Source organism: Streptomyces sp. GQFP (assembly GCF_021545335.1).
Taxonomy (GTDB): domain Bacteria; phylum Actinomycetota; class Actinomycetes; order Streptomycetales; family Streptomycetaceae; genus Streptomyces.
The window spans coordinates 3,757,119-3,775,086 of sequence record NZ_CP089312.1; the positions used below are offsets into that span (position 1 = coordinate 3,757,119).

General features: G+C 68.7%; 23 protein-coding genes. 19 read left to right on the forward strand and 4 right to left on the reverse strand.

Annotated elements, in window-relative coordinates; genetic code table 11:
- Nucleotides 1–2: 2 nt before the first annotated feature.
- Nucleotides 3–1,736 carry a M48 family metalloprotease gene (locus LUX31_RS37475; RefSeq protein WP_268828167.1) on the forward strand — a complete coding sequence of 578 codons (1,734 nt, stop codon included), beginning with the start codon at nucleotides 3–5 and terminating at the stop codon, nucleotides 1,734–1,736.
- Nucleotides 1,737–1,814: 78 nt separating this feature from the next.
- On the opposite strand, the gene LUX31_RS16445 is transcribed toward LUX31_RS37475, so the two are convergent.
- Together LUX31_RS16445 and LUX31_RS16450 are read right to left on the reverse strand one after the other, a co-directional pair.
- Nucleotides 1,815–2,054, reverse strand: coding sequence for a helix-turn-helix domain-containing protein (locus LUX31_RS16445; RefSeq protein ID WP_235475532.1), 240 nt, complete (start codon nucleotides 2,052–2,054; stop codon nucleotides 1,815–1,817).
- Nucleotides 2,051–2,740 carry a hypothetical protein gene (locus LUX31_RS16450; RefSeq protein ID WP_235475533.1) on the reverse strand — a complete coding sequence of 230 codons (690 nt, stop codon included), beginning with the start codon at nucleotides 2,738–2,740 and terminating at the stop codon, nucleotides 2,051–2,053. Before LUX31_RS16450 ends, LUX31_RS16445 begins: the two co-directional genes overlap by 4 nt.
- Before the next feature lie 218 nt (nucleotides 2,741–2,958).
- Between LUX31_RS16450 and LUX31_RS16455 the strand changes: the two genes are divergently transcribed.
- The gene (locus LUX31_RS16455; RefSeq protein WP_235475534.1) at nucleotides 2,959–3,444 is read left to right on the forward strand and encodes a helix-turn-helix domain-containing protein; all 486 of its coding nucleotides are present in this window, start codon (nucleotides 2,959–2,961) and stop codon (nucleotides 3,442–3,444) included.
- Nucleotides 3,445–3,506: 62 nt separating this feature from the next.
- Here the strand turns inward: LUX31_RS16455 and LUX31_RS16460 are convergent, their stop codons facing one another.
- Nucleotides 3,507–3,983, reverse strand: a complete 477-nt coding sequence (locus LUX31_RS16460) for an ATP-binding protein (RefSeq protein ID WP_235475535.1) — start codon at nucleotides 3,981–3,983, stop codon at nucleotides 3,507–3,509.
- A 168-nt stretch (nucleotides 3,984–4,151) separates the two neighbouring features.
- On the opposite strand from LUX31_RS16460, the gene LUX31_RS16465 reads away from it, so the two are divergent.
- The 8 genes from LUX31_RS16465 (at nucleotide 4,152) to LUX31_RS16500 (ending at nucleotide 8,651) form a co-directional block, all read left to right on the forward strand.
- On the forward strand, nucleotides 4,152–5,003 hold the full coding sequence (locus LUX31_RS16465) for a helix-turn-helix domain-containing protein (RefSeq protein WP_235475536.1): 852 nt from the start codon (nucleotides 4,152–4,154) through the stop codon (nucleotides 5,001–5,003).
- A gap of 11 nt (nucleotides 5,004–5,014) precedes the next feature.
- Nucleotides 5,015–5,212 carry a DUF397 domain-containing protein gene (locus LUX31_RS16470; RefSeq protein ID WP_235475537.1) on the forward strand — a complete coding sequence of 66 codons (198 nt, stop codon included), beginning with the start codon at nucleotides 5,015–5,017 and terminating at the stop codon, nucleotides 5,210–5,212.
- Between the two features lie 263 nt (nucleotides 5,213–5,475).
- Nucleotides 5,476–5,886 (forward strand): hypothetical protein, encoded by a 411-nt coding sequence (locus LUX31_RS16475; RefSeq protein WP_235475538.1) that lies wholly within the window; start codon nucleotides 5,476–5,478, stop codon nucleotides 5,884–5,886.
- Between the two features lie 116 nt (nucleotides 5,887–6,002).
- Nucleotides 6,003–6,581, forward strand: a complete 579-nt coding sequence (locus LUX31_RS16480) for a phage tail tube protein (RefSeq protein ID WP_235475539.1) — start codon at nucleotides 6,003–6,005, stop codon at nucleotides 6,579–6,581.
- A 162-nt stretch (nucleotides 6,582–6,743) separates the two neighbouring features.
- Nucleotides 6,744–7,034, forward strand: coding sequence for a hypothetical protein (locus LUX31_RS16485; RefSeq protein WP_235475540.1), 291 nt, complete (start codon nucleotides 6,744–6,746; stop codon nucleotides 7,032–7,034).
- A 65-nt stretch (nucleotides 7,035–7,099) separates the two neighbouring features.
- Nucleotides 7,100–7,450 carry a hypothetical protein gene (locus LUX31_RS16490; RefSeq protein ID WP_235479944.1) on the forward strand — a complete coding sequence of 117 codons (351 nt, stop codon included), beginning with the start codon at nucleotides 7,100–7,102 and terminating at the stop codon, nucleotides 7,448–7,450.
- Between the two features lie 57 nt (nucleotides 7,451–7,507).
- Nucleotides 7,508–8,158, forward strand: coding sequence for a hypothetical protein (locus LUX31_RS16495; RefSeq protein WP_235475541.1), 651 nt, complete (start codon nucleotides 7,508–7,510; stop codon nucleotides 8,156–8,158).
- A gap of 148 nt (nucleotides 8,159–8,306) precedes the next feature.
- The gene (locus tag LUX31_RS16500) at nucleotides 8,307–8,651 is read left to right on the forward strand and encodes a hypothetical protein (protein WP_235475542.1); all 345 of its coding nucleotides are present in this window, start codon (nucleotides 8,307–8,309) and stop codon (nucleotides 8,649–8,651) included.
- A 352-nt stretch (nucleotides 8,652–9,003) separates the two neighbouring features.
- Here LUX31_RS16500 and LUX31_RS16505 read toward each other — a convergent pair whose 3' ends face one another.
- The gene (locus tag LUX31_RS16505) at nucleotides 9,004–10,230 is read right to left on the reverse strand and encodes an outer membrane protein assembly factor BamB family protein (RefSeq protein WP_235475543.1); all 1,227 of its coding nucleotides are present in this window, start codon (nucleotides 10,228–10,230) and stop codon (nucleotides 9,004–9,006) included.
- A gap of 815 nt (nucleotides 10,231–11,045) precedes the next feature.
- Here LUX31_RS16505 and LUX31_RS16510 point away from each other — a divergent pair.
- The 9 genes from LUX31_RS16510 to LUX31_RS16550 all read left to right on the forward strand — a co-directional run bounded on the left by LUX31_RS16510 (nucleotide 11,046) and on the right by LUX31_RS16550 (nucleotide 17,950).
- On the forward strand, nucleotides 11,046–11,669 hold the full coding sequence (locus LUX31_RS16510; protein ID WP_235475544.1) for a hypothetical protein: 624 nt from the start codon (nucleotides 11,046–11,048) through the stop codon (nucleotides 11,667–11,669).
- Nucleotides 11,670–11,835: 166 nt separating this feature from the next.
- On the forward strand, nucleotides 11,836–12,762 hold the full coding sequence (locus tag LUX31_RS16515; protein ID WP_235475545.1) for a hypothetical protein: 927 nt from the start codon (nucleotides 11,836–11,838) through the stop codon (nucleotides 12,760–12,762).
- A gap of 194 nt (nucleotides 12,763–12,956) precedes the next feature.
- Nucleotides 12,957–13,793, forward strand: coding sequence for a hypothetical protein (locus tag LUX31_RS16520; protein ID WP_235475546.1), 837 nt, complete (start codon nucleotides 12,957–12,959; stop codon nucleotides 13,791–13,793).
- Nucleotides 13,780–15,681: a hypothetical protein gene (locus tag LUX31_RS16525; RefSeq protein WP_235475547.1), complete on the forward strand. Its 1,902-nt coding sequence runs from the start codon at nucleotides 13,780–13,782 to the stop codon at nucleotides 15,679–15,681. Before LUX31_RS16520 ends, LUX31_RS16525 begins: the two co-directional genes overlap by 14 nt.
- Nucleotides 15,570–16,220, forward strand: a complete 651-nt coding sequence (locus LUX31_RS16530) for a hypothetical protein (RefSeq protein ID WP_235475548.1) — start codon at nucleotides 15,570–15,572, stop codon at nucleotides 16,218–16,220. The genes LUX31_RS16525 and LUX31_RS16530 overlap by 112 nt, the downstream gene beginning before the upstream one ends.
- Complete coding sequence (locus LUX31_RS16535) at nucleotides 16,213–16,461, forward strand: hypothetical protein (RefSeq protein ID WP_235475549.1); 249 nt, start codon at nucleotides 16,213–16,215, stop codon at nucleotides 16,459–16,461. Before LUX31_RS16530 ends, LUX31_RS16535 begins: the two co-directional genes overlap by 8 nt.
- A gap of 76 nt (nucleotides 16,462–16,537) precedes the next feature.
- Nucleotides 16,538–17,422 (forward strand): peptidoglycan-binding protein, encoded by an 885-nt coding sequence (locus LUX31_RS16540; RefSeq protein ID WP_235475550.1) that lies wholly within the window; start codon nucleotides 16,538–16,540, stop codon nucleotides 17,420–17,422.
- 25 nt (nucleotides 17,423–17,447) lie between these two features.
- Nucleotides 17,448–17,684: a hypothetical protein gene (locus tag LUX31_RS16545; protein ID WP_235475551.1), complete on the forward strand. Its 237-nt coding sequence runs from the start codon at nucleotides 17,448–17,450 to the stop codon at nucleotides 17,682–17,684.
- Nucleotides 17,681–17,950 carry a hypothetical protein gene (locus LUX31_RS16550; protein WP_235475552.1) on the forward strand — a complete coding sequence of 90 codons (270 nt, stop codon included), beginning with the start codon at nucleotides 17,681–17,683 and terminating at the stop codon, nucleotides 17,948–17,950. Before LUX31_RS16545 ends, LUX31_RS16550 begins: the two co-directional genes overlap by 4 nt.
- Nucleotides 17,951–17,968: the final 18 nt, after the last annotated feature.

The following is a 17,968-nucleotide window of genomic DNA, read 5'->3' on the forward strand; positions in this document are numbered from 1 at the left end:
CCATGACCCAGCCACCCTCGTCACCACCGGAGTACCCCGAGCCCGCCGAGCAGCCCCTGTCCCCGCCGACATACCCCGAGACCGCCGCCCACCAGCTTCCGGTCCCGCCGTCCTACCCCGAGACCGCCCACCAGTCTCCGACCCCGCCGTCCTACCCCGAGACCACCCACCAGCCTCCGACCCCGCCGTCCTACCCCGAGCCCACCGCCCAGACCCCACTCCCGCCGCAGTACCCCGAGACCGCCCCCCGACCTCCGGGCCCGCGGGCACACCCCGAGCCCGCCCCCCGGCCCCCGAGTCCGCCGACGTACCCCGGACAGGCAGCGGCCCAGCCGTCAGCCCCGCCCGCATACCCCGGGTCGGCTGCGGCCCACTCCTCGGCCCCGCCGCCGTACCCCGGGCAGTCCGCTCCCGCGTACCCGCAGGCGGCGCAGGCCCCGCAGCAGCCACCCCAGTACCCGGACCTGGCCCAGCCACCCTCGTACCCGGACCCGGCCCAGCCACCCCAGTACGCAGACGCCGCCCAGCCGCCCTCCTATCCCGCCGCCGCTCCCCAGGCACCGGCACCCGCATACCCCGAGTCCGCCCAACCCCCGACCTACCCGGGCTCGCCCCTGAACCCGGCCCAGCCGCCCCCCGCCTACCCGGGCGCGGCCCCCGCCCAGCCCCCGCCGTCCTACCCCCAGGCCGCCACCGCCCAGCCGCCGGTCCCCCCGCAGTACGCGCCCCCGCAGCAACCCCCGACCGCTCCCGCGCCGCCAACTCCCGCACCCCCGGCCGAGCACCACCCCCACCACATCCCCACCGACCGCCAGCGCGTCCACATCTCCGCCCACCAGCGCCGTACCGACGCCACCGCCGTGGGGAACCTGCTCCTCTATCTCCCGAACTTCCTCTGCAGCCTCCTCGTCGTCAGCCTCTTCTCCCTCTTCTTCCAGGAACTCGCGTTCCTCGTCGTGATCCTCTGGCTGCTGAGCGGCGCACTCGTGTTCCACCGGCCCACCGAAAGCGCCCTCGCGCGCCGTTTGCTTCATCTGCGCTACCCCACTCCGCAAGAACGAGCCAAACTCGAACCGGTCTGGCGTGAGGTCACCGCCCGCGCGGGAGTCGAGGGGCGCAACTACGAACTCTGGGTCGAGGACAGCGACGGCCTGAACGCGGTCGCCGCCGCTGGCCACATCGTCGGCGTCACCCGCTTCGCCATGAACCAGCTCCCCAACGGCGAACTCGCCGCCGTCATGGCACACGAGCTGGGCCACCACGTCGGCGGCCACGCCTGGTCCGGTCTCCTCGGCTACTGGTACGCGCAGCCCGGCCGGATCGCCTGGCGGGTCCTGCGCGCCCTCTCCGTGATCGTCTTCAAGGTGTCCCGCGCCTTCTCCTGCTTCGGCGTCGCCTTCGTCGTGCTCGTCCTCGGCAGCATCGCCCTGGCGACCATCAGCACGCTGTACGGCCTGCCCCTGCTGATCCTCGGCGTGCCGTACGCGCTCGCAGCCGTCGGCCGCCGCGCCGAACTCCGCGCCGACGAGCACGCGGCGGCCCTCGGCTTCGCGCCGATGCTGGCCGCCGTACTCCACAAGCTGCACCAGGACGAGCAGGCACAGACGGCGGCGCTCGCCGCGCTCAACGGCGGTGTGGCGCCGGAGGAGAGCCCGCTGAGCAAGCTGCTCTCGTCCCACCCGGACTACCACACCCGGCTGCACCACCTCCAGCCGTACCTCCAGCAGCAGCGCTGAGGACGGGACGACAGGCTTAAGGGCGGTCACCCTGCGTCCGGGTGACCGCCCTCCAACATCCTCGGCCTCTTCAGCGTCTCAACGTTCCCGTGACCGCCGGGCCGCCGCCCGCGTCGCACGCTCCGCAGCGAACACATCCTCCAGCCGGAACAGCAGGGCGCGTCCGGTCCGGCCCGCGGCGGTGAGCCTGCCGAGCTGCACCCATTTGCGGATGGTGGCCGGAGCGACGCCGGTCTCCCGGGCGGCCAGCTCCCCGGTGATCAGGGTCGGCTGTCCGTCGTACGGCGTGCCCACAGGCGTATTCGTCGACGTACTCATCGGCCGGCCCCCGATGCGGAGCCCGCGGCGGCGACCCGCTCCCACTCCCCCTCGGCCCAGGTATGCCGATGGGCGGGATCGTCGTGGCAACCGCAGTCGGGGTCGGCGCAACGGCACGCCGGATTGACGCAGAGGACGGCTCGGCGGTCGGGAAACGCCCTCAGGGAGACGGAGTCGCACCAGGGGCAACGTCCGGACACTCGTACGACGGTCTCGGTGTCCCCCAGTGTGCGGGCACAGCGGCGGGCCATGCGCCGGGTCTCGTCACGTACGTGCGCGGTCAGGACCGCGTCGGCCGCGATGTCGTTCAGGAGGGCCTCGATACGGCGCAACCGCTCGGGCACGGGGGAACGGCGCGGCCGGGGCAGACCGAGCCGTTCGCACACGGCCTCCTCCAGTTCGATCACCCCGTCGGTGATGTCCCGGATGGCGTCGGAGACATGCAGACGGAGGGGGGCCGAGCTGCGGCCTGGGGCGACGAGGCCATGCCGCTGCTGGAGAAACAGTGCCTCCTCACGTTCCTCGCGGAGCCGGGCGCCGAGTCCGGCGGGCAGCGGGGCGGGGGTGGAGGAGCGGTGGGCCGGTGAGGTGCGGCCGGGAACGAGTTCGGCGGGCAGCTCCGGGAACTGCTGGATGAGGGTGTTGATCCAGAGGGCGGCGTGGGTGGTGGGGCGGTCGTCGGGCAAGAGAGCCTCCCTGTCGGCGTGAACAAGCCGTACGAAGTGAAGGCCCCACCTTACAGATTGCGTGCGCGCTCGCAATAAATTTCGACCACTCTCCGATCATGTCTGACTACGCAACCACCCGAACAGCGACGATTTTCCACATTGCTTGCACGAGAGCACGTAATTCTGCGCGCGCAAGCAAGCTAAGCTCGCCTCATCCCAGAAGAGAGCGAGCAGACATGACCACCCAGGATCTGGACGCGTTCGCGGCATGGGTCGAGGCCCTGATGCGCGAGCGCGGCTACGACATCGACAGCCCGCGCGGTGGCGGAAAGTCACGGATCGCGGACGCGGCGGGCATCCACCGGGCTGCCGTGACCCGTCTGCTGCAGCGCCAGAGCATGCCCGACCTCGAAACCACCCGCCGACTGGCCCGCGTACTCGGCGTACCGGTCCGCGACCTGCTCATCCGCTCCGGCCGCCTGACCGCCGAGGAACTGGCCGACCCCCGCGACCACTTGGCCTCCCCCGCCCCCAGCGCGGAGTTCGGCCGCCGCCCCACCCTGGAGGAGGTCGCCGACCTGCTGGGCGTACCCGCCGACCGGCGGGACATGTTCGTCAGGGTGGTGGAGCAGTTCCTGCCGGACGAAACGGAGGAAGGAGCCGGGACCGGGACCGGGACTGGGACCGAGGCGGCGACGGGGACGGCCCCGGGCTCCGACTGACCTTGCCCCGGCGGTACACCATCGCGGAGCACCCATGCCGGAGACGCGGCGGGCACGGCCGCTCACCGGGGCCGGGGGTGACACGGATCCTCCGATCCCGGCGCGAGGGCGAACGTGCACCAGACTTGCTTCTCATCGAAGCCCGTACGGTGCCATCCCCACCGCCGCGCCAGCGCCTCGACCAGACGCAGCCCCCGACCGCCCTCACCGAACGGGTCGGCGGTCGTGGGCAGTTCGGGCGCCCGGTCCGGGGCATGGTCGACCACCAGCACCCGCAGCAAGGGCGGCGCGAACTCCCGCCCGGCCCCAAGGACCAACTCCAGCCCGGCGAGGCCACCCCCGTGGCGTACGGCATTCGTACACAGCTCACCGACGGCGAGCTCCACCGGGTCCGCCAAGTCGGCCAGTTTCCAGTGCTGTTGAAGCCAGACGCGGGTCCTGTGCCGGGCCTCGGCGACGGGTCGGTGCGGGTCCAGGACGGAGGCGTCCCAGCCGACGCGGGTGGGGGTTGCGTCGAAGGGGGCGGGTGCGGTGTCCATCGTTCACCTCGTGGGGAGTTGACGAATTACCCGAGCGATCTACCCATAAGCTACCGGCTAACTTAAAACACGTGCTACGTACTTCACTCGAACGAGTCTTACCTTCGGATTCGATGGACGCTCGTCACACACCTCGGCAAACTGTGTGCGCGAGCGAGGAGTTGATCTATGGCACCCCGACAGAAACCCACCATCCGCCAACGGCGCTTCGGAGCCGAACTGCGCAGACTGCGGGAGGCGGCAGGCCTGTCCGCTCCGGTCGCGGCCGAACGGCTCGGTGCAGATCGGACGATGATCTCCAACATCGAGTCCGGCCGCTTCGGCATCAGCGAGCAGCGGCTACGCCGCCTGGCGAGCATCTACGAGTGCGACGACACCGAACTCATCGACGCCCTCGCGGCGATGACCGGCGGACGCACGAAGGGCTGGTGGGACGAGTACCGGGGCAAAATCCCGCCCGACTTCCTGGACGTGGCCGAGTTGGAGCATCACGCAACTTCGCTACGCACTCTCCAGACGGCCCATCTCCCAGGCATGTTCCAGATCGAGGAACACGCCCGAGCCCTGTTCGACCTGTTCATCCCGGCGCTGCCACGCCTGGAGGTCGAGCTGCGCATCGCCCAGCGCCTGGCCCGCCACTCCGTGATCACAAAGAATCCGCCGGTGGAATACCGAGGGATCATCCATGAGGCAGCACTGCGCATGCAGGTCGGGGGCCGCCTCGTGGCCAAGGCGCAACTCAACCGCCTGCTGGAGGAGAGCGAACGCGACAACATCACACTGCTCGTGATCCCGTTCAGCGCCGGCGGGTTCCCGATGGCGGGCGACTCCGTGCTCTACGCGGCCGCCGACAGCCCTCACCTGGACACGGTCCAGGTGGACTCGCCCATCGGGGCCGTCTTCTTCGACTCCTCCACACAGCTGGCCAACTTCCGTCGACGCCTGGACGCAATCGAACAAGTGGCGTTGAATCCCATTCAGTCGAGGGATGCCGTCCTCGACATCATCAGGGATCTATGAAGGAAGCCGTCTTGCCCGAGCCGAAGTGGCGCAAGTCTTCGTACTCCGAGGCTTCCGCCAACAACTGCGTAGAAGTCGCCACCGCCGACCACCTCATCGCCATACGCGACTCCAAGCACCCGGAACTCCCCTGGGCCACGGTCAGCCACAAGACCTGGACCGCGTTCACGGACGCCGTGGGAACAAGCCGACCGCGAAGAGAACCGTAGGAGCAAGGCGGCGGTTGCCGCTCCCCAGTTGCCCCGTCGCGCCCTCCGGTGCGGCGGGGCAACTGCCGTCCCCGGCACTTCCCGGCACCCCACACACCCCACTGGTTGCGCGCACGCACGCAACGTGTCACAGTTGGTGCAGCGGCGGAGCTGTGCCCGACACCGGGTACCGGCCCCGCCGTTTCGCGTAGAGCCGTAGAAGTCACAGGGCTCCCCACTCCCCTACGCGACCCCGCCCGCCCCTCAAGAAGGGAGGCCGCACCTTGGCCGATCCAACGGTCACCTTCCCCGACGTCGAACAACTCGTCGTCGACTTCCTGACCGACCGCACCGAACTCGCCGCCGCCACCGTGGACAACGTTCCGCCCTCCGGATTCGACGGCACCCAGCAGGTCGTCCTGGTCTCCCGCGCCGGCGGAGCCTGGATCGACGACCAGCACCTGGACCAGCCCCTCGTCGACTTCGAGGTGTACGGCCCGACGAAGACCAGCGCCCACACCCTGGCCCTCTCGGTCCGCTCGGCGCTGCTCGCGCTGCGCGGCGCGACGTACGGAACGGCGTACGTCTCGGACGTCGTCGAGGCGGACGGACCGCGCTGGCTGCCCGACTGGAACCGGTCGGCGGCCAACCGCTACTACTCCACGGTGCGGCTGCACATCCGCCCCACCGCCTGAGCGCACCCGCGCTTCCCCTGATCAAGGCCCTGCCGTCCGGCGGGGCCTTCGCCATATCCGCACCTACCCCACACCCAGGCGCATATCAACGCGCCACCCCTTAGAAGGAGTTACCCATGGCAGGCAACAACGCCAGCGAGATCCGCGTCGCCGGAGCCGGTCGCATCCTGGTCGCCCCGGTCGGTACGACCGCGCCGACCGACGTCACCACCGCCTGGGCGGCCGGCTGGAAGGACCTCGGTTACACCTCGGTGGACGGCATCAAGCTGTCGAAGAAGGACAAGCTGGACCCGGTCGAGACCTGGCAGTCGGTCTCCCCGGCCCGCTTCATCTACTCGGACCGCGACCTGACCCTGAAGTTCCAGATGCTCCAGCTCAACGAGGACACGCTGCCCTTCTTCATGGGCGGCGACGCGACCGCGGAGACGGCCACCAGCTCCGGGATCTACAAGTACGACCTGTCCTCCGAGCCGAAGTTCAACGAGAAGGCCCTGGGCGTCGAGTTCACCGACGGTTCGGCCATCACGTACCGCTTCATCGTCGCCCGAGGCCAGGTCACCGAGACCGAGGAGCTGTCGCTCACCCGCACCGCCTCGATCAAGCTCGGCGTCACCTTCACCGCGCTCGCGGTCGACAGCACCAAGCCACTGGCGACCTTCCTGATGAAGGACCCGGCGTACAGCACCGCCTCCTGACCCACCCCTGATCCACCCCTCCGGGCAGAGCGGGCAAGGCCGGGACCCCCCGGCCCTGCCCGCCCCCCATCCCCCCATCCCCCCATCCCCCCATCCCCCCATCCCCTCCTCCCTTCCCCCTTCTCCATCCTCATCTCCCCTGCCACCCAAAGGAGTTGCTCCATGGCAAGTTTCGACGTCAGCGCCGCGCGCGCTCAGCGTCAGGAGGCGCTCGGCCGCGCCTGGTCCTTCACCATCGAGGAGGACACCTTCACGCTCCCGACCGAGCTGACCCGCAAGACCGCGCGCACTCTGCGCGAGCTGGACGACAACGACGTGGACGGACTGCTGCGCGCGCTCATGGGCGACGCCCAGTTCGCGCGCTTCGACCGCCACGAGGTCACGATGCAGGACATCGCGGCGATCATGGAGGCGTACGGCAAGGAGACGGGGCTGGGCCTGGGGGAAGGCTGAGCCTCGGCGAGTTCGTGGACGAACACGCCGAGGCCCTTGAGGCTGACCTGCTCCGCCACTACGGCGTGGACCTGCTCGACTGGCACCGCGGCCGGCTCTCCTCCCGCCGGCTCGCGGTGCTCGTCAAGCACCTGCCACGCGACAGCGCGACCTTGGGCGGCATCCACGGCGAGGCGGCGCAGTGGTCGGTCACCGACTACCTGCTGGCCTCGGCCGTCGACCAACTCGCCGAGGCGAACTGGATGTTCGCGACGGTCAACCGGGACGAGGACGCGGACCCGCTGGACTACCCGAAGCCGGTGCCGCGCCCGGGAACACACGCCCCGACCCCCGCACCTGGGCCCTCGGCAACCCCGCCGGACACCCGGACGGAACAGAACCCGAGCGCCGTCGAACTCGCCCAGTTCTTCTCGTGAACCCCTCGCATCCCTTCCCTTGAAAACCTTCCCGTACCGAGGAGTTGGACCCCACCAGTGACCTACTACACCCCACTCAACGGCCTCCCCTACCCGGCGCCCACGGACACCGCCGACCTCCCTCTCCATCTCCAGTCCCTGGCCGAGGGCATCGACGCCCGCACGGTCCTGCGGTACGCCACCGCCGCCGCGCGCGACGCCGCCGTCACCACCCCGGCAGCCGGCATGGTCGCCTGGCTCACCACACCCGGCACGCTCAGCTACTACACCGGGTCAGCCTGGGTGGCCCTCGGCGCCTGGAACTCGTACACCCCGGTATGGACGGCCGCTCTGACAGCCCCGGCGATCGGCAACGGCACGCTCACGGGCCGGTACGCGGTGGTCGGCAAGGTCTGCCACTTCACGGCATTCGCCGCGTTCGGATCCACGACGACGTACGGAAGCGGCGGCTACTCCCTCAGCCTCCCCGTCGCCACCGGCCCGACAGGCGGGCTGATCCAGTTCAACGGCATGGCGCTCAGCGGAGGAGGCCGCGGGCAGATCACCTGCATGCCCTCCGGCACTGGCGGGGCCACCACCTACACCCTGTGGGGCCAGGGCACGACCACGTCCTCCGCGATCGCTCAGATCGGCAGCGGCGGGCTGTTCGGTACGGCCTTCGCCGACGGCAGCTTCATCCGGGTCAACGGGACGTACGAGGTGGCCTGACCGGCCCGTTTTCTCCCCTGCCACTCACAGGCGACTCAGGTAGGATCCTGAAGAGTTATCGCTCATACGTTCGATTCAGGAGTTCGGCAGAGAGACGGCAGTACGGCCACCGGTCGAGAACTCGGCCGGCACGGAGGGGTGGGGTTGCATGACGAAGGACGACGACGGCATGGCACAGGGCGGCGGCGAACAACTCGGCACCGCCGAGCTACGGCGAGTACTCACCGGACAACTGGGGTACGCCCTTCCGGCGGACCTGGTGATCACGACACGGGCCGAGATCGAGACCCGGGAGTTCACGGCGTACGGGCAGGGCTGGCGCGACCACGTGGAACACGCGGCGCACCGCGCCAAGGCCGCCCGCACCGCCGGCGACCAGGAGGGGAAGATCCTGCCCTTCCCCCACCAACGACAGCCCTCACCCGCATCAACGGGGCACTCGGCCTGGCACTCGACCGGACATCCGGTCCCGCCCGGTGACGAACCCTCGTAGCAGCCCACTCCAGCGGATCAGCAAACGAATTCAGTGTCAGTAGTCGAGTGGATCCCGGCGGTCCCTCCGCCGGGATCCACCATCATCAGTCCTGGGGATCGTCGACGAACTCGGGAAGGATCAGCACCACAGTAGGGAGCTGACCTGCATAGTTGGGTGTTAAGGGATTGCCGGAAGAAGCTTTGGCAGTTGCGGGAGCGAGGGGTAAAGGAGGTGTATGCGCGACCGGCGGAAGCACAGCGCAGCCCGCGCCACAATGCATTACGGGCCAGACAGCAGGTAAAAACATGCGGTCGGCGGGCAGTTGAGAAGTTGATCACAGGCAAGCCGTGCCCACCGCCCCGCAGTCACCTCAGTACAGCCGTCGTCCTGTCGCCACATCGGCGCAGTACAGCCGAACCTCGGTCCCTTTCCCACTCCGAGCCCGAAAGAGCACACGGTCGTCGCCAAGTGGCACCGGACCGTCACTGAGACTGAGGATGTCGGTCGCCGCAGCCCACAACACGCGACCGTCCCGGATCACTGACACCGCCTCCGTATCCCACCCGAGCACGTATCCCGGCCCGGCAGTGATGTTCAAGGGCCTCCGCACGGACCGCCCATCCGGGGCTGCCAACGTCAACCGCCGCAGGCCACGACGCGGGCCGACCTGCGCGGCGTACACCTTGTGGCGCCAGGTGCGCACGTACACCCAGTCACCGACACACACCGCCTCGCGGAGGGTACTCAGGCGCCAACGGCCCAGCCGCCAACTTCCCAGGGACTGGGCCTGGTCCAGACCCGTATAGGCGAAGAGCCGAACCCTGCGCCCGAAAGACTCGGAGAGCAACGCCCGGCCTCCGTCGACGAGAGCAGACCGGCTCCAGAAGTGCTTCATGGCCTTCCGGTGGGGGAACCGGGTCTCGGAGAGTTTCTTACCGGTGTCCGAGGCTTGCACGGCAAGGGTGTTGAGAAAACTGCCCCAGCTGAGGAAGACGGCCGCGTCCTCGGTCTCTCCGTGCTGGCCGACCAGGTGGCCGACTCCCCCGTCCCAGATCTCCTCACCGCTACGGGCATCCAGTGCCCGGAAGCCTCCGGCGTCCAGGATCACCCGCTCCCCGCGCACGACGAGCCCGTTGATCCGCGTGAACTCGTCCTCCCACAGCGTCTCGCCGGTGAGCGCGTCGACGCCGGCGATCGCCCCGCGTTCCTCGTCACTGTCGTTCCACAGGACGAGAGTCGAGTCGCCCACGCCGACGACCCGATGCAGCGGGCTCTTTCGGCGCGTCCACCGCACCTCGCCGGTAGCCGCCTCCAGCGCAGTGAACCCACTGCGCTCCCGCTCCCGCCCGACAGGAACCACAACCACCTCGCCGGCACCGACCAACCGCCTCGGCGACGCCTTCGCGATCTCGACACTGCACCACCGCACCTGCCCACTGCCGGCATCGAGAGCCGCGATCCGCCCACCCGGCACTCCCACATACACAGCCCCGCCCACCACAACAGGCTGCTCCAGCTCACCGCCCACGGCCCGCAGGGTCCACAACCACCCGTCCGAATCCGCGTTGACGGTCAACGGCACTCTGCCATCGGCCACTTCAGCCCCCATGAATCCCCACTCGCAGAACCCGCGCCCCCTGCACCACGACTGGCACACTATCTCCCTCGCCAGTACACGCCGTTGTGGATGCACGAGAACGACGTCACTGTGCACTTCCTCTATCTCCTCCCGGAGGGCACCCGGCATCACGCGGAGTCGACTCCCACGTCATCCGTTTCCCTGGCACCGGGGGCACCACTCTTCGTCGTCCATGACCCGATGTCACCGACCACGGCAGAACTGGTGGATCACCTGGCGTCGGCCGGCCAGTATCACCAAAGCCCATCCACAACACCGCCCGCACAACCCCGAAACGATCGCTCCGGAATCAAGCCGATGGATCCGGGTTCAGTAGGTCAGATAAAGAAGAAAAACCGTCACCACAATCGCCTCCAGCAAGATGCCCCACCAGAGAGAAGCCCACGCCTCGGAACGAGAATCCAGCTCTCGCCGACTGCGAACCCTCCGCCACGGAGAACTGGGGTCGTACACCAGCAGAGCCTCTTCCCCAGGTGTACCCCAGACACTGCCGCTGAGTGGAGAGATATAGATGATCCGATCTCCTGAGTGCGTCGAGAATTCAAAGCTGGTCGAGTATCGCCCCTCCGAAGTTGAGACGTTCCGACATCGCCCTATGGTTTCCTCGCCAGACCGCCTCAATCTTCGGTCAACCCACAGAGGAATCATTCCAAACCAGAACAAAAAGGGAATCGGAAAGATTACTAGACAGAAGCAGACCCACCCCAGAGCATCCATTCGATGATCGTGACATACATCACCGCTGGGCGACAAGCCCAGCTTATGGATTGGAGATGGAAGTGGCAGCAACAGCTGGGACTGGCAGCAATGAAAGCGTCGGATATCTCTGGACGAAGGACGAAGCCGACAAGTTCAAACATAAGCTTAATGGACTCAGCACTTCGGTAGACATCCTAAAGATAGCAGCCGGGGTAGCAGCTATCGGATTCACTCCGCTCAAAATCGACGCAGCGATCCTCAAGGTGGACGAGAAGGGGATAGTGTTCGGCGGCGTCCAGAAGTGGACATGGCGCCATGCGCGCGACGAAAAGGCGAAACTTGAGGCTGCTGACAAAAAGCTGCTCAAGTTGGACCAGCAGACGGAAAAGGCGGCCGAGGATGCGAAGCGCGCCATAACCATGGCGCAACGGCTCCAGAGCAACGCAGGAGAAACAGGCAACTGGGCGACCGATGCGGAGATGAAGCGCGCCGAAAAATCCCAGAAGAAGGCTGGCGAAACTTTCAAAGAAACAGTGGACGTGTATCGATCCATCACGAAAATGGCACACGATGCGGAAGAGAAAAAGAAGGCTACGGAAGATCAACGCAAGAGAGTGGAACAGTCACTTGGCGCCATGAGCTCAAAGATCGACGGACTTCGAGTCAAATTGCGGGAGCTGGATTCAGCAATATCCTGATCACCTTCCGAAAAATTCGCTAAAGGGAGTCTCTGTGAGCATTAATTCATCGTTCAGCAAGGCCACGGAAACCATCCATCGTTTTCGTGACGCAATAAGCCGCACAAGCAACGCCGTGCCCGGTATTCAGCAGGCTTCGCAGAAGGCGAGCTCTGCCGTCGGTAACTTGCGCACCGCGGCCGACAAAAGCAATACAGCCCTCGGCAGGCTAAAATCTTCCGCCGCTCAGGGCAGCGACGGCATCGCCAGAATCAAGACAGCCGCAACAAACGCCGACGGCGGCCTAGGCAAGGCCCGTACCGGCTCCGACAAGCTCAAGTCCTCCCTCGACAAGCTCAAGTCCGCCGCCAAGGGCGCCCACGGCGAGCTGAAGACCGTCAAGGCGCAGGCCGACGCCGTGGAGAAGTCCGTAGGCAAGGCAGCCAAGAACGCCGATACCGGCGGGAAGTCCATGGGCAACCTCGGCAAGGGCCTCAAGGGCGCATCCCTGGCCCAGAAGGGGCTCAACCTCGCGATGGCGGCGAGCCCGTTCGGGCTGCTGATGACGCTGCTCACGCCGCTCATCGCCCAGTTCGTCAACATGGACAAGATCACCGCGGTCCTGCGCAAGGGCTTCGAGATCGCCATGAAGCACATCGGCTCGGCGCTCGGCTCGCTGGTGAAGAACGCGGGGCCGCTGCTGAAGGGCCTCGGCAACGCCTTGCTCTCACCGTGGACCGGCCTCGCCATGGCGCTGAACTCCCTGTTCGGCATCCTGGCCGGCATCCGCATCGAGATCCCCGACTGGGTGCCCAAGTACGGCGGTCGCGGCTTCTCCTTCCCCCGCCTGAGTGTCCCGGTCCCGCGCCTCGCCACGGGTGGCGTGGTCCAGGCCCGCCACGGCGGCACCCTCGCCCTCCTCGGTGAGGCCGGCGAGCACGAGGCCGTCATCCCGCTGTCCAAGCTCGACCGGATGATCGGCTCCGGCAGCGGGCTGCGCAACCTCACCGCTGCCGTGGAGAAGCTGGCCGCCCGCCCCGTCGTCGTACAGGTCGACTCACAGGAGATCGCCCGAGCCGTGTTCCTGGGACAACGACAGCTCGCCCGCCGGTAGTTCACGCCGCCCCACCCCGCTCCCTCACCGCCCCCACCCTTCAGTCGACGGCTCACCCGCCGCCGGCTTTTTTCATGCCCTCGAACACCCGCGCGCCTCCACACCCGTATACCCGCGCATGCCGCGCATCCCCGCGCACGCCCCACCACCACCACCACCCACCCACCCACCCACCGCCCACCCCAGGAGCCCCCATGGGAAACCTCTGGATCGGCCCACCCGGCTCGATGACCGAGATCGACCAGGCCGCCAAGTCCTTCGACCGCACCGCCGACCTCGGCATCAGCGAGTTCAAGTCGCTCGGCGGCCGAGTCACCCTCACCCGCACCCTCGCCCCCGTTCGCCGCCTCAAGCTGGCCTGGGACCTGCTCGCCCCGGCGCACGCCCGCGCCCTGGACCGCATCGCCCGCCGTGTCGACGGCTCCCGGACGGTGTTCGTCGTCGACCCCGCCGCCGGGAACGTCCTGAGCCCCGGCCAGGCCGCCGGACTCGGCGCCGTCGGGGCCACCGGCATCACCGGCCTCACCCAATGGTTCAAGACGACGACGGGAACGGTCGCCGAGAGCACCACCGCCCCCGGCACCTTCCTGTTCACCGCCGTCGACACCACCGGCTCCGTCGCCTGGCGCTGCGTCGGCACCGGGGGCAACTTCCCCGTCTCCCCCGGCCTCCAGGTGTCCTTCCGCGCCCCCACCGCGATCGCGGCGCTCAGCACCGTCAGCGTCGGCATCGACTTCAAGAAGTCCGACGGCACCTACATCAGTTCCGACACCAACACCGCGGGCGCCCTCGTCTCCGCCACCGCCCCGGCGACCGCCGCCTACGCCACCCCGACCGCCAAACCGGGTACCGCCGGGACCTACTCCCTCGCCGGCGCCTGCCTCACCTACGGCGGCACGGCGGAGAACGGCGTCCCCGGCGACGGTCTCCCCCCGATGTCCGTCACCAACTACAGCGACACCCCCGGCCGCCCGCTCCCCTACCGCAGCATCGGCCTCGACCTCGTGGAGGTGTCCGGTGCAGCAGGCTGACGACGCCACCGAGACCGCGCTCGCGGCCGGCGAACGGACCACCACGCACACCACCCGGCTCGGCGGCCAGGACGTCTCCGCGCAGGTGCAGTCCTGGCAGCTGGAGCGGTCGTACGCCACCGATCTGCCCGCCGCGATGCGTGCGTTCTCCGGATCCTCCGCCGCGCAACTTCAGGTCCAGCTCTCCGGTACGGGAGGCAAGTCGGCACCCGAGCTCTACTCACCCTGGGCCGCGCGCACCACCGGCGACATCGCGCGCCCCGGACAGTCCGTCGTCCACGAAAACGGCGTGGGAACCGCGGAGAAGCTGCCCGCCTTCCGCGGGACGGTCCGCTCCCGCTCCGCCGCCTCCGGAACGGACTCCGTGCAGATCACCGCCCTCGACGGGGCGGAGCGGCTGCGCGGGCCCGCCGTACTTCCGAAGCCGTACGCGGGATTCAACTACGGCTACCCGGTGTCGTCCGCGACCTGGTGCGTGTCCGAACTGCTGCGCCAGGGCGGCCTGTACGCCTGCCCGCCGGCCCGTTACCCGGACTTCGAGGACGGCAAGCCGATCACCCTCGTGTACGCCACGCTGCACGGCGGCTTCAGCACGCCGTACGGCCAGCCGGAGACCCTGCCCGACCCGGACACGTACGTCTTCAGCCGCCAGGGCGCGCCGCACGAGATGGCGTTCGTACCCAAGCAGAAGCAGACGAAGGTGAGTTGGTTCCCGCGCAGCCGCGTCACCGTGCCGGGCAGCGCCACCGTGTCGACCAGTCGGCTCTTCGCCGAGGTGTGGGTCAACAACGCGGTCTCGTACGGCGACCTCGACGGCACCGCCGAGGCCCCCGCCAACAACGACCAGGTCGTCCTCCAGCTGGAGCTGAACCGCAACGGGTCGACCACCGGCCATCTCAAGCTGGAGGCCGATTTCGCCGAGGGCTGGGTGCGGCTCGCCTCCATCGACTCGGCCGTCGGCGGCTGGTTCCAGCAGTGGTCCTGGAGCGACAACCCGTTCCTGAAGGGTGTCCTCGGCCTGCGGGGTGTCTGGCACCTCGGTGCCCACTTCAACTGCACGTCGACCGGCACCACTGTCCAGCCCCAGCTGACCGCTCCCGACGGCACACAGCTCCGGCCCGATCCGTCCACCTTGACGGAGGACTCCGCCATACAGAAGGCGGCCGAGCTCCACCAGGTCACCCTCATCACCGACATGCCCACCGAGTGCGTCCAGGTGACGAGCGGGCTGGCAGCCATGCCGACCCCGGCCGAGTTCGCCCAGACCGGCTGGACCAAGAGCGTCGAACTCGACGACGTGATCCTGCCGTTGTACGCCGTACCCCGGGTCAGCGGGTCACAGTGGGAGGTGATCTCGCAGATCGCCAAGGCGAGTATGTCGACCGCCGAGCTCGACGAGCGCGGTGTCTTCCACTGGCGCAACTACACCCGCTTCACCACGAAGCCGACGACCGCCGATCTCACCCTCACCAGTGTCCGCGAGATCGCGTCCCTGACCGCCACCGAGGAGATCGACGCCTGCCGCAACTACTGTGTCCAGCCGTACAAGGACTGGACGGGGATCAGGTCCGCGACGGGCACGACACTCAAGGACGAGAACGTCCGGACCATCCCGGGCAATGCGACGACCACCGTCACGTACCTGATGTCGGACGACGAGTACGACGTCAGCCCCCCCCCTCCACCGACGACGACACCGGCGCCACCCCGGGCACGAACGTCCGCTTCGCCACCACGGCGGCCGGGACCACCGCGGTCAAAGGAGCCGTGGACCTCATGGTCCGCCGTGAGGACGGCTACCTGGTGGTCCGCTTCACCAACCGCAAGGCGGCCACGCTCTACACGGCGACGACCGCCGGCAAGGCGTCGTTCTACCTGGAGACGCTGAAGCCGACCGCCGACCCGGTGGAGCGGAACGCCGTCGCGCTGCTCAAGGACACCGTCAACGACAAGGACGGAGTCGCCAGCGAGAAGTACTACGGCCGCCAGGAGTACACCGCCGAGTCCACCGACTGGGTCCAGAACGCGGCCGGCGCGGCAGCCCTCGCCCAGGCGATGCGCGCCGCGGGAGTCCTGCCGGTCCCGGTGATCGGCGACGTCGAGGTGCTGTACGACCCGCGCATCCAACTGGGCGATGTCGTACGGGTGGTGGACTCGTCCGGCGCCACGCTCGACACCCTCGCCTGGGTCGTCGGCATCCGGACCGGCGCCACGCCCGACGGCGGCGTCCAGCAGACACTGACCCTGCGCGCCATCAAGCCCGTTCCCGACCCGGCCGACTTCGAGCTGGCCCCGGACGCGCCGAGCGACCCCGCGCCGGTGACGTATGCCACGTACGCCTCCGTCACGAGCACCTTCGCGACCCTCGCCGCACTCACCGCGTCAGGACTGACCTGGGGCGAGATCAAGGAGTCCGCGCATGTCTGAGACCAGCACGGAGACCGTGCCCGTCGTGCTGGCGGAGGAGCAGCTCCTTCAGCTGGCCACCGCCGTCGCCACGAGCCTCACCGCGTACTTCGAGGCGAAGGAGGAGGAGAAGTCGGTAGTGGTCGTCACTCCGGTGGAGGTGACCGTCACGGAGACCGTCACAGTCGAGGAACCCGCGGACGGCGGCACCGGCGAGACATCCACCGAGACGGACACGGGCACGGACACGGGCACGGGCTGACCTCCGCCGACCCACGCACAGGACCTCACCACCCACGCACAGGACCTCACCACCCACGCGCACGTAAGGAACCCCCATGCCCACTCCCCTCTCCGCGACGGCCTTCGCCGCCGCTCTGCGGGCCGAGAACGTCACCCTCAAGGAACACGGCACCTGGTCCACCCACAACCGCGACAGTGTCGGTTCCTGGGGCCCGGCCCAGGGCGTGATGCTGCACCACACCGCCGGCACCAACAGCGTCGCGCTCTGCCGCACCGGCCGCTCCGACCTGCCGGGTCCGCTGTGCGTCGCCGTCATAGCGAAGGACGGCACGGTCCACCTGGTCGGCTACGGCCGGACGAACCACGCGGGCCTCGGCTCCCGGGCCGTCTACGACGCCGTACGCGCGAGTACCGCGCTGCCCGCCAGGCCGGGGGCCGACGCCGTCGACGGCAACGCCCACTTCTACGGCTTCGAGATCGAGAACCTCGGCAACGGCCGGGACCCTTACCCGGCAGTCCAGTTGGAGGCCGTGGAAAAGGTCGCCGCCGCGGTCTGCCGGGCGCACGGCTGGGACGCGGACCGCGTCATCGCTCACAAGGAGTGGACGACGCGCAAGATCGACCCGAGCTTCTCGATGGCGGCGATGCGCACCCGGATCGCCGACCGACTCGGCACGAAACCGACGGGCTCCACGGGCTCCACGGGTTCCACCACCTCGGCCACCCCGAAGTACCACCCCTTCCCCGGCACCCCCTGGTTCAAGAACACCCCCAGGTCCCCCGTCGTCACAGCGATGGGCAAGCGCCTGGTAGCCGTCGGCTGTTCCGCCTACGCGTCCGGCCCCGGCCCCCAGTGGACCGCGGCCGACAAGGCGTCGTACGCGAAGTGGCAGCGCAAGCTCGGCTACACGGGCTCCGCAGCCGACGGCTGGCCGGGCGCGAAGTCCTGGGCGGCGCTGAAGGTCCCGTACAGCTCCTGACCGCCCGGAATTGTGAGGTTTCACCATGTCAGAGGCCGCCAAGCGGACCCTCCGCACTGTTTTGCAAACCGCTGTCGGCCTGTGCGTCCTGCTGCCGACGATCATCGACGCGGCCGGGCTCCCCCACACCCTGCCCCGGGTCGCGGGGGCACTGGGCGTGGCCGCGGGCCTGACCCGCGTCATGGCGCTGCCGGGTGCACAGGCCCTGCTGCCCGCGTGGCTGCGCACGGACACCCCGGCCGGTGAAAGGAGCGACACGTGAACGAACCCGCCACCGCACTCTCCGACCCGGCCGCCGTAGCCCTCGAACTGGAGCGGCTGCGTGGCACCGTCGAGGCCGGGTTCGCCCGGGTCGACGGATCGCTCGCCCTGCTGGTGCAGCGCAGCGACCAGACCGACAAACAGCTCGCCGACCACGAGCACCGACTGGACACCCTGGAGCGTTCCCGCTGGCCGCTCGCCAGCATCGGCGCCCTGGCGGGCATGGCCACGGTGGCCGTCGCGGCCTGGGAACTGACCGCCCGCTGACGCCCGCTGAACACGCCG

Coding starts and splice junctions, on each gene's coding strand:
- LUX31_RS37475 (WP_268828167.1), top strand. CDS start 3: ATGACCCAGCCACCCTCGTCACCACCGGAGTACCCCGAGCCCGCCGAG.
- LUX31_RS16445 (WP_235475532.1), bottom strand. CDS start 2,054: ATGAGTACGTCGACGAATACGCCTGTGGGCACGCCGTACGACGGACAG.
- LUX31_RS16455 (WP_235475534.1), top strand. CDS start 2,959: ATGACCACCCAGGATCTGGACGCGTTCGCGGCATGGGTCGAGGCCCTG.
- LUX31_RS16460 (WP_235475535.1), bottom strand. CDS start 3,983: ATGGACACCGCACCCGCCCCCTTCGACGCAACCCCCACCCGCGTCGGC.
- LUX31_RS16465 (WP_235475536.1), top strand. CDS start 4,152: ATGGCACCCCGACAGAAACCCACCATCCGCCAACGGCGCTTCGGAGCC.
- LUX31_RS16480 (WP_235475539.1), top strand. CDS start 6,003: ATGGCAGGCAACAACGCCAGCGAGATCCGCGTCGCCGGAGCCGGTCGC.
- LUX31_RS16485 (WP_235475540.1), top strand. CDS start 6,744: ATGGCAAGTTTCGACGTCAGCGCCGCGCGCGCTCAGCGTCAGGAGGCG.
- LUX31_RS16500 (WP_235475542.1), top strand. CDS start 8,307: ATGACGAAGGACGACGACGGCATGGCACAGGGCGGCGGCGAACAACTC.
- LUX31_RS16510 (WP_235475544.1), top strand. CDS start 11,046: ATGGAAGTGGCAGCAACAGCTGGGACTGGCAGCAATGAAAGCGTCGGA.
- LUX31_RS16520 (WP_235475546.1), top strand. CDS start 12,957: ATGGGAAACCTCTGGATCGGCCCACCCGGCTCGATGACCGAGATCGAC.
- LUX31_RS16530 (WP_235475548.1), top strand. CDS start 15,570: ATGGTCCGCCGTGAGGACGGCTACCTGGTGGTCCGCTTCACCAACCGC.
- LUX31_RS16535 (WP_235475549.1), top strand. CDS start 16,213: ATGTCTGAGACCAGCACGGAGACCGTGCCCGTCGTGCTGGCGGAGGAG.
- LUX31_RS16540 (WP_235475550.1), top strand. CDS start 16,538: ATGCCCACTCCCCTCTCCGCGACGGCCTTCGCCGCCGCTCTGCGGGCC.
- LUX31_RS16545 (WP_235475551.1), top strand. CDS start 17,448: ATGTCAGAGGCCGCCAAGCGGACCCTCCGCACTGTTTTGCAAACCGCT.